At 56.1% G+C, this 12,148-nt stretch carries 12 protein-coding genes; 5 read left to right on the top strand and 7 right to left on the bottom strand.

Translation table 11 applies throughout. The annotated features are described in order from the left end of the window. Positions 1 to 92 precede the first annotated feature (92 nt). On the top strand, positions 93 to 323 hold the full coding sequence (locus tag FOY96_RS10700) for a DUF2554 family protein (protein ID WP_039262502.1): 231 nt from the start codon (positions 93 to 95) through the stop codon (positions 321 to 323). Here FOY96_RS10700 and FOY96_RS10705 read toward each other — a convergent pair whose 3' ends face one another. Further along, entirely contained in the window at positions 324 to 2,288 is a 1,965-nt protein-coding gene (locus tag FOY96_RS10705; protein ID WP_039262504.1) for a peptidase U32 family protein, read from the bottom strand. A gap of 80 nt (positions 2,289 to 2,368) precedes the next feature. Further along, positions 2,369 to 2,896, bottom strand: a complete 528-nt coding sequence (locus FOY96_RS10710; RefSeq protein WP_143347017.1) for a helix-turn-helix domain-containing protein — start codon at positions 2,894 to 2,896, stop codon at positions 2,369 to 2,371. Between the two features lie 92 nt (positions 2,897 to 2,988). Here FOY96_RS10710 and FOY96_RS10715 point away from each other — a divergent pair, with 92 nt between their 5' ends. After that, complete coding sequence (locus FOY96_RS10715; RefSeq protein WP_094935476.1) at positions 2,989 to 4,155, top strand: benzoate/H(+) symporter BenE family transporter; 1,167 nt, start codon at positions 2,989 to 2,991, stop codon at positions 4,153 to 4,155. Here FOY96_RS10715 and FOY96_RS10720 read toward each other — a convergent pair. Further along, a complete protein-coding gene (locus FOY96_RS10720; RefSeq protein ID WP_032657103.1) occupies positions 4,135 to 5,007 on the bottom strand; it encodes a helix-turn-helix transcriptional regulator in 873 nt (290 codons plus the stop codon). The two genes, FOY96_RS10715 and FOY96_RS10720, sit on opposite strands and share 21 nt — an antisense overlap. Before the next feature lie 173 nt (positions 5,008 to 5,180). Between FOY96_RS10720 and FOY96_RS10725 the strand changes: the two genes are divergently transcribed. After that, a complete protein-coding gene (locus FOY96_RS10725) occupies positions 5,181 to 6,077 on the top strand; it encodes a DMT family transporter (RefSeq protein WP_143347018.1) in 897 nt (298 codons plus the stop codon). A 34-nt stretch (positions 6,078 to 6,111) separates the two neighbouring features. On the opposite strand, the gene FOY96_RS10730 is transcribed toward FOY96_RS10725, so the two are convergent. Both FOY96_RS10730 and FOY96_RS10735 read right to left on the bottom strand, forming a co-directional pair. After that, the gene (locus FOY96_RS10730) at positions 6,112 to 6,786 is read right to left on the bottom strand and encodes a DUF3313 domain-containing protein (RefSeq protein ID WP_033145514.1); all 675 of its coding nucleotides are present in this window, start codon (positions 6,784 to 6,786) and stop codon (positions 6,112 to 6,114) included. Between the two features lie 135 nt (positions 6,787 to 6,921). Next, the gene (locus FOY96_RS10735) at positions 6,922 to 8,517 is read right to left on the bottom strand and encodes an ABC transporter substrate-binding protein (protein WP_143347771.1); all 1,596 of its coding nucleotides are present in this window, start codon (positions 8,515 to 8,517) and stop codon (positions 6,922 to 6,924) included. Between the two features lie 111 nt (positions 8,518 to 8,628). Between FOY96_RS10735 and pepT the strand changes: the two genes are divergently transcribed. After that, positions 8,629 to 9,858, top strand: a complete 1,230-nt coding sequence (gene pepT / locus FOY96_RS10740; protein WP_143347019.1) for a peptidase T — start codon at positions 8,629 to 8,631, stop codon at positions 9,856 to 9,858. On the opposite strand, the gene tehB is transcribed toward pepT, so the two are convergent. Then, the gene (gene tehB / locus FOY96_RS10745; RefSeq protein WP_269473785.1) at positions 9,855 to 10,469 is read right to left on the bottom strand and encodes a tellurite resistance methyltransferase TehB; all 615 of its coding nucleotides are present in this window, start codon (positions 10,467 to 10,469) and stop codon (positions 9,855 to 9,857) included. The two genes, pepT and tehB, sit on opposite strands and share 4 nt — an antisense overlap. A gap of 114 nt (positions 10,470 to 10,583) precedes the next feature. Here tehB and ydcK point away from each other — a divergent pair, with 114 nt between their 5' ends. Continuing rightward, on the top strand, positions 10,584 to 11,564 hold the full coding sequence (gene ydcK / locus FOY96_RS10750) for a YdcK family protein (RefSeq protein ID WP_143347021.1): 981 nt from the start codon (positions 10,584 to 10,586) through the stop codon (positions 11,562 to 11,564). Here the strand turns inward: ydcK and rimL are convergent. Beyond that, entirely contained in the window at positions 11,559 to 12,107 is a 549-nt protein-coding gene (gene rimL / locus FOY96_RS10755) for a 50S ribosomal protein L7/L12-serine acetyltransferase (RefSeq protein ID WP_045888396.1), read from the bottom strand. The two genes, ydcK and rimL, sit on opposite strands and share 6 nt — an antisense overlap. Positions 12,108 to 12,148 lie beyond the last annotated feature (41 nt).

Consider the following 12,148-nt stretch of genomic DNA (forward strand, 5'->3'; position numbering starts at 1 on the left):
GACATTTCCTTTTCGCTAATTTTAATTTTTGAATAATAACCCTAAAAAATAATCGACATGATTATCCCGCATTCTTTTTCAGCGGTGAATCCATGATTAAAAAAGGGTTATCTTTCGTCATGCTTATCTGTGCGCTGTTTTCCGGCCAGCTTATGGCCGGGCACAAAGGACACGAGTATTTGTGGGTCAAGAATGTGGCGCATCAGCTTCGTCATGAAGCCGACAGCGATGAGTTGCGAAGCGCTGCGGAAGAGTCGGCGGAGGGTTTGCGCGAGCATCACCTGTGGCAGAAGTCGCGCAAACCGGACACGCACGTTCGGTAATTAGCTGCCCTTGCGTTTCGGCAGCGTTTTCATCAGATCGTCCGGACTGACGGACGCCACGATACTGCCGGGCTGCGGCATTTTGAAGATGTGGTTTTTCATCTTACCAATCACATGCATTTCACAAGGACGGCAGTCGAACTTGAGGGTCAGAACCTCATCGCCGTTTACCAGCTGCATGGGGGTGGCCTTCCAGCTCTTAATGTTCCCTTTCGCCTGCTTAGGACACAGGTTAAACGCAAAGCGCAGGCAGTGCTTGGTGATCATCACCGGCACATCGCCCTTCTCTTCATGCGCTTCATAGGCTGCGTCGATCAGCTGCACGCCGTGGCGATGATAGAATTCACGCGCTTTATGGTTGTAGACGTTGGCGAGGAAGGATAAATGGGTGTCCGGGTAGACTGGCGCAGGTACGGTTTCCGCTTTACGGCTTCCGCGCGGATACTGCGCCAGGCGCGCGGCATCCAGCATCTCTGCCGTTTCGCGGCGGAACTGGTTAAGCAGGCTGTTCGGCACGAACAGCGCGTCCGGCAGAGCCACGTCGATCGCGCGCGCGTAGTAGATCGTCTGGCCCAGCTTCGCCACGCCATCCTTCAGGCTGTTAAGCGCTTTTTCGGCATTGTTTGCCACCTCGAAATGACCATCGAGCGTATGCGTCACGCTGATGCCGTCTTCGCAGGTCATGGTCAGAATCAGCTGCTCTTCCCAGCCGCCCAGCTCAATATCCACGGCGATACGGCGTTCGCTGGAGGTTTTCAGCAGCGCCTGCTGCCAGTTATGATCGAGATTACGGTTAAGCGCCGCGTTCGGCCGCGCCTTGTAGAGATCGGCGGGCATTTCATTCGGCCAGACGCGGTAGCGGTTCTCGCCGGTTTTCTCGACCGTATTGGCACGGAAGCCTACGACCTCACGCTTAATCATCACGTTAAGGCCATCTCCGTTCGCCAGCGGTTCCGTCACTTCAACATCAAGGTGATCCTTCGCCACTTTCAGCACTTCGCCCACCGGTAAACCGATAAACTTCGGTGAGTCAAACGCGCCGATATCCCCTTTACGGGCATTCACAAAATAGTCCGTGCTGCCGCGGTGGAACGTTTTGTCCGTCGACGGAATAAAGAAATGTTCGGTGCGCCCGGCCGACGCGCGCGCCAGGTCGCCGCGATCTTCGATGATGGCGTCCAGCATCTGGCGATAGTGCGCGGTGATGTTCTTCACGTAGCTCATATCTTTGTAGCGCCCTTCAATCTTGAAGGAACGCACGCCCGCGTCGATCAGCGCGCCCAGGTTGGCCGTCTGATCGTTATCCTTCATGGAGAGCAGGTGTTTTTCGAACGCCACGACGCGGCCCCGATCGTCTTTCAGGGTATATGGCAGGCGGCAGGCCTGAGAACAGTCGCCGCGGTTGGCGCTGCGGCCCGTCTGCGCGTGGGAAATATTGCACTGACCGGAGTAAGCCACGCACAGCGCGCCGTGGATAAAGAATTCGATCGTCGCGTCTGTCGCCTGGTGAATATCGCGGATCTGATTCAGGTTCAGCTCGCGCGCCAGAACGATCTGCGAAAAGCCGACGTCGGAGAGAAACTTCGCCTTCTCGACCGTGCGGATATCGCACTGGGTACTGGCATGCAGTTCAATGGGCGGAATATCCAGCTCAAGCACGCCCATATCCTGGACGATCAGGGCATCAATGCCGGCCTGGTAGAGATCGGTAATCAGACGTTGCGCAGGCTCCAGCTCATCATCATGAAGAATGGTGTTCAGGGTCACGAACACTTTCGCCCCGAAGCGGTGGGCGAACGGCACCAGTTCAGCAATATCGCTCAGGCTGTTGCTGGCGTTATGGCGGGCACCGAAGCCCGGGCCGCCAATGTAGACGGCATCAGCGCCGTGAAGGATCGCTTCACGGGCAATGGCGGCGTCGCGGGCCGGGCTTAAAAGTTCAAGATGATGGGATTGCAGGCGCATACTTCGTCGTTATCCGTTATGGTCAAAATGGCGGCTATTGTAGTCAGAAGTATGCGTCAGCGAAACAGTTTTGCGTAGCGTCAGCGGGGATAATGAATCAGAGAGTGAAAATGCACCGTCCGGTCGCTGCTGTTGCGGTAGGCGTGCGGTTTATCGCCGGCGAAACGGACGCCCGAATCGGCAGAAATCGTCTGCCACGTGCCCTCAATCTTCATATCCAGCTCGCCGCTGACCACCACCACATGTTCAATCACCCCGGCCTCATGCGGCGTGGATTCACTCAGCGCGCCGGGTGCCAGCGTGATGGAGAAATAATCAAACCCGAGCGTCTCGTCCCACGGAAAAAGCGGTTTGACCACCATCGCCTGCTGCTGCGGGTCAAACACCGCATGCCGGTCCGCCTCTGCCGTGATGAACGCGGAAAACGGCACGTTCAGCCCGGTGGCAATTTTCCACAGCGTCGACACCGTCGGGCTGGATTCATTGCGCTCGATTTGCCCCAGCATCGCTTTTGACACGCCGGTCTCGTCCGCGAGCTTCGATAAACTCCAGCCGCGCGCCTGGCGCAGCGTTTTCAGCGTTGTTGCAAGGTGTAGTGTGATGTCCATAGTCCCTCCTGATGGCGATCAGCATACCACTTGTACGCTATAGCGCACAGTGTTACCTTATATCGGACGTTATAACGCACAACGGAGTTTTCATGCGCCCTTCCTCTCACCTTGTTCCAGTCGCCCTGGCTGGTTTTGTCGCCGTGCTGGTCGGTTACGCCAGCTCGGCCGCCATCATCTGGCAGGCCGCCGCGGCGGCTGGTGCCAGCGCACAGCAGATCGCAGGCTGGATGACCGCGCTGGGGATTGGGATGGGCGTCAGCACGCTGGCGCTTTCCTGGTGGTACAAAGCGCCGGTGCTGACCGCCTGGTCAACGCCCGGCGCGGCGCTGCTCGCCACCAGCCTGCACGGCGTAACGCTGCCGGAAACGATCGGCGTGTTCATCTTTGCTAACGCGCTCATTTTACTTTGCGGCATCACCGGGCTCTTCGCCCGTCTGATGAGGCTGATCCCCCATTCGCTTGCTGCCGCCATGCTGGCAGGCGTGTTGCTGCAGTTTGGCCTGCACGCATTTGCGCATCTTGAGGGTCACTTTCTGCTGTGCGGCAGCATGATTGCGGCGTGGCTGATCGCAAAAGCGCTGGCACCGCGCTACGCCATCGTGGTCACGCTGCTGGTCGGCGGTATCGTGGCATGGGCGGGCGGTGACGTTGTCACTGATAAGCTTACGCTCTCGCTTGTGATGCCTGAATTTATCGCCCCCACGTTCACCTTCACCAGCCTGGTGAGTATTGGCGTGCCCTTCTTCCTGGTAACCATGGCCTCACAAAACGCGCCGGGGTTCGCCACGATGAAAGCCTCCGGTTACCCGCTGGCGGTCTCGCCGCTTATCATCTTTACGGGAGCGCTGGCGCTGCTGTTTTCCCCTTTTGGTGTCTTTTCTATCTGTATCGCGGCCATTACTGCCGCCATTTGTCAAAGCCCGGATGCGCATCCGGATGCCGGTAAACGCTGGCTGGCGGCCACCGCAGCCGGAGGATTTTATCTGCTGGCGGGGATTTTCGGCGGCTCGATTACCGGGCTGATGGCCGCTCTGCCGCTCAGCTGGATCCAGACGCTCGCAGGTCTGGCGCTGCTGGGAACTATCAGCGGGAGTTTATATCAGGCACTGAGCCACGAGGCGGAGCGCGACGCGGCCATCGTCACATTTCTGATGACCGCAAGCGGCGTGACAATCCTGGGCATCGGTTCGGCATTCTGGGGGCTGGTGCTGGGCGGCGTGTGCTATGCCCTGTTTTCACGCGCTCGCCGCGCGTAGCTGCGAAGGCGTCATGCCCGTCGCGCTGCGAAAGCGGTTGCTGAAGTGGCTGGCGGAGTTAAACCCGCAGGCAAGGGCGATGTCCGTTAGCGGCGTCGCCGTGTTCTGCACAAGGGCCTTCGCTTTTTCCATTCGCCTCTGCATCACGTACTGATGCGGCGCCAGCCCCGTCGACTGGCGGAACATGCGGGCAAAATGGTATTCGCTGAGGGCGGCCTGCGCCGCCAGTTCAGCCAGCGTCAGGGGTTGCCCGAGGTTCTCTTCGATAAAGGCCAGCACGTTACGCAGTACGAATGGCGATAGCCCGCCGGTGACGACCGGCAGCTTCCACTGAACGTTAGAGTAGTTTTGCAGCAGATGGGTCAGGAGCAGCGTAGAGGCCGTGCTCAGGGTGAGCTGGTTAGCGTGCTGCTGCCAGTCGCAGCCGAGCAAAAACTGGCGATACAGCGCGGTGATTTTCGGATCGCTACCAAAAATGCGCTCGTCGAGCGTCAGCGAAAGCGGGCGCTTGTCCCAGATCTTTTCCCCCACGTCGCGCAGGTGTTCATCGGTGCAGTAGAGATGCACAAACGACAGGTCATCACGGATATCCCACGTCGATTCGCTCTCTTTTGGCATCAAGCAGAAACGGTCCGGCCCCCCGCCGTTCTTCCAGCCGCCCGGCGTTTTTTGGTAGCTTTCGTAGCCGTCCGCCACGTACAGGCTCAGGGTATGGTGGTTACTTTTTACCGTTATCGTATCGTGCTTGTTGTACCACGCTGCCAGCTGAATGCCCGAATTCAGCGAGACGGTTTCCCGCAGGACCGCATTCTGTTGGCAAAGCGTTTCAAAGGTATCGTAAGCGTGAGACATGACCGTAAGCGCGTGATTGACTGGAATATCAGTCTAAGAAGAGTTGTCTCCCGTTGCCAGCCCCCGGGAAAGAAAAAAGCGCAAGATTTTGCAAGTCGACCGCAAGCCGGTGAAAGCCCCTGACCGATCTCAGCGGCATACTGCGGGCTTCCGTGGTTTGAGAAGAGAAAAATATGAACGCATTATTATACGGACTGGTGGTGGTCATCTGGGGAACCACCTGGATTGCGATTTTCCTGCAGCAGGGTCCCGTAGCGGCGCCGGTCTCTATTTTCTGGCGTTTCGCCGTCGCCAGCCTCACGATGATGGTGGTGTTAATCGCCCTGCGCCGCCTGCGCAAGCTGGCGCTGCGGGATCACCTCTTTTGTATGCTCCAGGGATGCTGCGTTTTCTGCTTTAACTTCTGGTGTTTTTACGCCGCAGCCTCGCACATCAACACCGGGCTGGAATCGGTGATCTTTTCCATGGCCGTACTCTATAACGCCATTAACAGCTTTATTTTCTTCGGGCAGCGCCCGCCCGCGCGTTTCTGGACGGCGGCGGCACTGGGCCTGACTGGGATCGTAACCCTCTTCTGGGACGATCTGCTGGCCAGCGGCTGGAGCGCGTCGCTCCTGACCGGGATTGGTCTCTCCGCGCTCGGCACCTACGGCTTCTCGCTGGGCAATATGATCAGCATGCGTCACCAGCGCAAAGGCCTTGAAACCATGACCACCAACGCCTGGGCGATGCTCTACGGCACGCTGGTGATGGGCTGCATTGCCCTGTTCAGAGGCGACAGCTTCGCGCCAGAGTGGACCGTCAGCTACATTGGCGCGCTGCTCTATCTGGCCGTGTTTGGTTCGGTGATTGCCTTTGGCGCCTACTTCACGCTGGTGGGACGTATCGGTCCGGGCAAAGCGGCCTACAGTACGCTGCTCTTCCCGCTGGTGGCGCTGACCATCTCCACGGTGTATGAAGGCTACGTCTGGCATATCAACGGTATCGTGGGATTAGTGCTGATTCTGGGGGGAAATATGGTGATGTTTACCAAACCAGAAACCTGGTGCAGACGCTTACGAATGGCGTAAATAAAAAGGCCTGCATTACGCAGGCCGTTTTATTTTATTTCGCGGTCTTTTTCACATCAAACATGGTGGCGTCCGTCGCCATGTCATCAACAACCTGCTTCAGCGTCGCAAAGGTCATCGGCGTACTTTCGTTGTTCAGATCTTTACCTTCGCCTTTACGCACCACCTTCATGACCGGTTTGTTGGTGGCCGCATCGATCAGTTCGCCTTCAAAGAAGAGATGCGTATCCATGGTGCGATGCCCGGTTGCCATCTGCGTACCGGCTACCACCAGCGCGACCGGCACCACTTCATAGAACTGCAGACCTTCTTTCTGCGAACTCACCCCGGTAATTGCACCGCGGAAAATCAGGCTGTGTTTACCAGGCGTGGTCACAACTGGCTTACGGGTACCAATAGCGGTTTTCATTTTGTTATTGGTGTAATTCAACAGCTCATCAAGCGTTTTTTGACCAATTTGAGTGGTCGGTTTAGGCGCAGGATAATAAGTAATCGGCGTCCAGAGAATACTGTCGTAATTAGCTTCGTTATAAGAAGGATCCACCCAACGCAGCGTTGGTTTACCCGTCGCAGACGTCGTCTGCTGCAAGCCTGAATAGTCTTTTAAAAAGCCAGAATATTGTTCGGGAGCCGCGACTTTTGAAGAACAGCCCGCCAACGCCAACAGACCAGTAAGCACTGCAACTTTAAAAAAAGTTTGAGTACGCATGATAGTTTTCCATGTTATCTGCAAGTATGCATTTGAAGTTATAGCAAAAGACCAGCGGGTTTGTTGTGACAAAAAATGATGCGGAGAGCACAAATTGCGAAAAGACTGCCCGCAAGCGTGCCGGGCAGTGAAAAATTACTGATTTATATCCAGTTGCCAGAACAGATGTTTGCCAAACGGGTCAATTTCATAGCCCGTCACCTCCTTGCGCACCGGTTCGAAAATGGTTGAATGCGCAATCATCACCGCCGGCATTTGATCATGCATCATTTGCTGAGCCTCTTTATACAGCGCCACGCGTTTATCGCGATCGGTCGTTGATTTTGCTTCCGCAATAATGTTATCGAAGGGCTTATAGCACCATTTCGCCGAATTTGAGCCACCGTTTGCCGAGGTACAGGTAAATAGCGGACCAAAGAAGTTGTCGGGATCGCCCGTTGCGGTCGTCCAGCCCATCAGCGCGGCCTGATGTTCCCCGCCCTTCACGCGCTTAAGGTATTCGCCCCACTCGTAGGTGACGATTTTGGTCTGTACGCCGATTTTCGCCCAGTCGGACTGAATCATCTCCGCCATGCGTTTCGCATTCGGATTGTACGGACGCTGCACCGGCATCGCCCACAGGTCGACGCTCACGCCGTTGGCAAAACCGGCCTCTTTCAGCAGCGCTTTCGCCTTTTGAGGATCGTAATCGTAATCCTTAAGCTCGCTGTCTGCGCTCCAGACGCCCGGCGGCAGCAGGTTCTTTGCCGCAGTGCCGGTGCCGTGGAAAACCGCATCAATAATGGCCGGTTTATTGATGGCCATCGCCAGCGCCTGACGGACTTTTACGTTATCCAGCGGCGGCTTTTGGGTATTGAACGCCAGAAAGCCGGTATTCAGTCCGGCTTTGCTCATCAGGTTGATGTCTTTGTTCGCCTTCATGCGCGGCAGGTCCGCCGGGTTCGGGAACGGCATCACCTGACACTCGTTCTTCTCAATTTTGGCAAACCGCACGGAGGCATCCGGGGTGATGCTAAACACCAGCCGATCCAGCTTCGATTTCCCCTGCCAGTATTCGTCGAACGCCGTAAACAGGATCCGCGAATCCTTCTGATACTGCGCAAGCTTAAACGGCCCGGTACCTATAGGCTCCATATCCACCTTTTCCGGCGTGCCCGCTTTGAGCATCGCGTCGGCATATTCCGCGGACAGGATCGAGGCAAAATACCATGCCAGATCGGCGACAAACGGCGCTTCCGGGTGCGCCAGGGTAAAGCGCACGGTGTGGTCATCAACCTTATCAATGCCGGTAATCAGGCTGCCAAACTCCAGACTTTCGAAGTTGGAGTAGCTACCGTTAGAGACGTTGTGATACGGATGATTCACGTCTTTCTGGCGCATAAACGAGAAAATCACGTCGTCGGCGTTAAAGTCGCGGGTCGGCGTGAAGGATTTATTGCTCTGGAACTTGACGCCCTTACGCAGATGGAAGGTGTAAACCTTGCCGTCGTCGCTCACCTCCCAGCGCTCCGCCAGGCTTGGCACCAGCTCCGTGGTGCCGGGTTTGAAATCAACCAGCCGGTTATAGACCGGCACGGCGCTGGCGTCCACGCTGGTTCCCGAGGTGTATAGCTGAGGATTAAAGTTTTCCGGCGATCCCTCGGAGCAATACACCAGCGTTTTCGCGGCGACGGAGGAACTGACCGTGAGTACAGCAAGCGCCAGCGTTATAGTTGTGAGTTTGCTTTTCATCATTTATTCCTGTCTTTTTAATTCGACGGCTAATTAATTCTTTTGCCATTTCATAAATAACATTAAAGTGATGTGGCAAACACCTGAAAAATAAATAAGGAATAAAACACTATGGGCTCGCCGCTTTCCAGACAATTAACGCACCGTTTTTTCCGCTATCTCGCGATCACCAGCCAGAGCGACCCAAAGGTCAAAACCCTGCCCTCAACGCCGGGCCAGCACGACATGGCCCGGGAGCTGGCGCAGGAGCTGGCACAGCTGGGGTTAGACGATATTGTGATTGATGAATTCGCCACGGTAACGGCGGTCAAAAAAGGCAACGTGGCCGGTGCGCCGCGCATCGGCTTTATTACCCATATTGATACCGTGGACGTGGGATTATCACCGGATATTCATCCACAAATATTAACCTTTACCGGTGAAGATCTCTGTCTGAATAAAGAGAAAGACATCTGGCTGCGGGTTAACGAGCATCCTGAAATTCTGGCGTATCCGAATGAGGAGATTATTTTCAGCGACGGAACCAGCGTATTGGGCGCGGATAATAAATCGGCGGTCACGGTGATCATGACGGTGCTGGAAAACCTGACGGCGGAACATCAGCACGGGGATATCGTCGTGGCGTTTGTGCCTGACGAAGAGATCGGCCTGAACGGTGCAAAAGCGCTGGACCTTAAGCGCTTTGACGTCGACTTCGCCTGGACCATCGACTGCTGCGAGCTGGGGGAAATTGTCTACGAGAACTTTAATGCGGCAGCCGCTGAAATCCGCTTTACCGGCGTAACGGCGCACCCGATGTCCGCCAAAGGCGTGCTGGTGAATCCCCTGCTGATGGCGACTGACTACATCAACCATTTTGACCGCCAGCAAACGCCGGAGTGCACCGAGGGGCGTGAGGGCTATATCTGGTTTAACGGCATTCAGGCCGGCCAGAACGAGGCCATTCTTAAGGCCAATATCCGCGACTTTGACAAGGACAACTTTGCCGCCCGCAAGCAGCAGATTGCCGACGTAGCCGCGCTGATTGCCGCCCAGTATCCTACGGCCAGGGTGGACTATCGCATTGAAGATACCTACAGCAATATCAGCAATGCGATTGGTGAGGACAGACGCGCCATCGATCTGATGTTCGAGGCGATGGAATCGCTCGGCATCACGCCGAAGCCGACGCCCATGCGCGGCGGTACCGACGGCGCGGCGCTCTCGGCAAAAGGGCTGCTCACGCCGAACTTCTTCACCGGCGCGCATAACTTCCACTCCAAGTTTGAATTCCTGCCGCTGTCGTCGTTCGAGGCGTCTTACAACACCGCCCTGCAGATCTGCCTGCTTGCTGCCCGCTAAGCGGGCTTGCGCGCCAGCATCGTGGCAAAGCGCAGCTTGATGCGGTTGCCGTTTTCGTCGGTGCGGTGCAGTTCGCCAACGTCTTCGTTGTATTTGAGCAACTCCCAGCCTTTGTAGTAGTTGCTCAGCTCACCGCTTTTGAACGCAAACGGGAAGCCGACGGTGCACGGGTAATCCGCCGTGTCCATCGCGGCAACAATCAGGTTGTAGCCGCCGGGCCTGGTGCAGCGCTGCATGTTGGCGATAAGTCCCGGGATGGTTTTTGACTCCAGGAACATCAGCACCACGGTGGAGAGAATGAAATCGTACTCGCCGTCAAAACTCAGGTTGTTGAGATCTTTAATCGCCGTGTGGAGGTTATCGATCCCTTCTTCCGCCTTGATGCGCTCGATATTCTCGATGCTCATCGGGTTCTTATCCCACGCGGTCACCTCGTAACCGTTGGCCGCCAGATAAAGGCTGTTGCGGCCGTTGCCGCAGCCCAGATCCAGCGTTTTACCCGGTTTAATCTTTGCCGCACTGAACAGCACCTCTGAATGGGTGCGGGTTAAGCCATATTTCTCTGTGAAGTAATTCTCATCAACGGTCATTATTTTTTCCTGAGCCTGCATAAGTTTAAAGTGCATCCTGAATGCCATTTTAAGGCGTTTACCGTCTGGTTGCCAGCCGTTCGAAAACCGAAAAATTTGCTACGTTTAGTTAAGACGCTTATCAGAGACCTAAAGATGAACAAATATCGCCTTAGCGACGAAACCCGCCTCTGGCAATGGAAAAACGGTGACACTACCCGCTCTGTCACGCTGCGGCAGATTATCGCGACAGTGGATTTTAACGACGTGACGGTTGGTACGAAAGGCGGCTGGGTTGACGATGAGCGCGCCCTCGCGCAGGACGGCGACTGTTGGATCTACGACGAAAACAGCGTGGTGTTCGCCGGTGCCGTCGTGTCCGGCAACGCGCGCCTTACCCTGCCGTGCATCGTTAGTCACGATGCGCATATCAGCGGCAGCTGCTGGCTGGACGGCGCGGAGGTCAGCCACGGGGCGCGCATAAGTGACAACGTCACCATTCAGCACTCCTGCGTGCGGGGCGAATGCCATCTCTACGGCGATGCCCGCATTCTGCACAACAGCGTTATCATCGCCGCCAAAGGTCTGACGCCGGACCATGACCAGATCCTGCAAATCTACGATAAGGCGACCGTCAGCCAGTCGCGCATTGTGCATCAGGCGCAAATCTACGGCGAGGCGATGGTGAATTTTGCCTTTGTTGAGCACCGCGCCGAAATATTCGACAACGCTATCCTCGAAGGTAACGACTTAAATAACGTCTGGGTCTGCGACTGCGCAAAGGTCTATGGCAACGCCCGCGTGATTGCCGGTTATGACGACGATGCTATTCCGACGGTGCGCTACAGCTCTCAGATTGCGGAGAATGCCGTGGTGGAAGGAAACTGCGTCATCAAGCACCACGTTCTGATTGGCGGTCAGGCATGGCTGCGCGGCGGGCCGATCATGCTGGACGATAAGGTGGTGATCCAGGGACGCGCGCGGATCAGCGGAGATGTGCTCATTGAGCACCGGGTTGAAATCACAGATGATGCGGTCATTGAAGCCTTTGCCGGGGAGAGCATTCACCTGCGCGGCGAAAAGGTGATTAACGGCGACCAGCGCATCACCCGCACCCCGCTGCTGGGAGCGTTATAGGGCGTAGATCTTCCCGTAGATATTCACATCGTCAAAGCGACCGTTCAGGTATTCCGCTTCCCGCAGGCACCCTTCCAGCGTAAAACCGTTGCGTACGGCAACGCTGTTGCTGTGCTGATTCGCCACCCGACACTTGATCACAAAACGGCGGATCTCCCCACGTTCGACGTAGTAGCGCATAAACGCCTGCAGTGACCGGGAGAGAATGCCCTGCCCCTGATGGCTTTCATCCAGCCAGTAGCCGATATAGCCGGTTTTGTTGGTCGGTTCAATCGTGTTGAACGACAGCACGCCGACCAGTTCATCACTCTTGAATATCAAAAACATTTTGGCGTAGCCGCGCTGGTGCAGCATCTGGTTACTTTGCACGTTGCGGCGGGTATCGTCCTCGCTGCCCACGTGCTGCGCCCAGTCAAAGGCGGTTTGCAGAAAGGTTTTGTTTTGGACGACGAGATTATGCAGATCGGCGGCGTAGCGCTCTTCGACGGCGCGAAGCTCGAGAGCGTCAGATACCGGGATAATTTCGGATTTTGCTGCGGTCATTGCCCCTCACCCTAACCCTCTCCCAAAGGGAGAGGGAATCG

The organism is Enterobacter asburiae (assembly GCF_007035645.1).
GTDB lineage: Bacteria > Pseudomonadota > Gammaproteobacteria > Enterobacterales > Enterobacteriaceae > Enterobacter > Enterobacter asburiae_B.

Bases quoted from the DNA above. Each gene is read 5' to 3' on its own strand.
- FOY96_RS10700 (WP_039262502.1), top strand. From the start codon at position 93: ATGATTAAAAAAGGGTTATCTTTCGTCATGCTTATCTGTGCGCTGTTT.
- FOY96_RS10705 (WP_039262504.1), bottom strand. From the start codon at position 2,288: ATGCGCCTGCAATCCCATCATCTTGAACTTTTAAGCCCGGCCCGCGAC.
- FOY96_RS10710 (WP_143347017.1), bottom strand. From the start codon at position 2,896: ATGGACATCACACTACACCTTGCAACAACGCTGAAAACGCTGCGCCAG.
- FOY96_RS10715 (WP_094935476.1), top strand. From the start codon at position 2,989: ATGCGCCCTTCCTCTCACCTTGTTCCAGTCGCCCTGGCTGGTTTTGTC.
- FOY96_RS10720 (WP_032657103.1), bottom strand. From the start codon at position 5,007: ATGTCTCACGCTTACGATACCTTTGAAACGCTTTGCCAACAGAATGCG.
- FOY96_RS10725 (WP_143347018.1), top strand. From the start codon at position 5,181: ATGAACGCATTATTATACGGACTGGTGGTGGTCATCTGGGGAACCACC.
- FOY96_RS10730 (WP_033145514.1), bottom strand. From the start codon at position 6,786: ATGCGTACTCAAACTTTTTTTAAAGTTGCAGTGCTTACTGGTCTGTTG.
- FOY96_RS10735 (WP_143347771.1), bottom strand. From the start codon at position 8,517: ATGAAAAGCAAACTCACAACTATAACGCTGGCGCTTGCTGTACTCACG.
- pepT (WP_143347019.1), top strand. From the start codon at position 8,629: ATGGGCTCGCCGCTTTCCAGACAATTAACGCACCGTTTTTTCCGCTAT.
- tehB (WP_269473785.1), bottom strand. From the start codon at position 10,469: ATGCAGGCTCAGGAAAAAATAATGACCGTTGATGAGAATTACTTCACA.
- ydcK (WP_143347021.1), top strand. From the start codon at position 10,584: ATGAACAAATATCGCCTTAGCGACGAAACCCGCCTCTGGCAATGGAAA.
- rimL (WP_045888396.1), bottom strand. From the start codon at position 12,107: ATGACCGCAGCAAAATCCGAAATTATCCCGGTATCTGACGCTCTCGAG.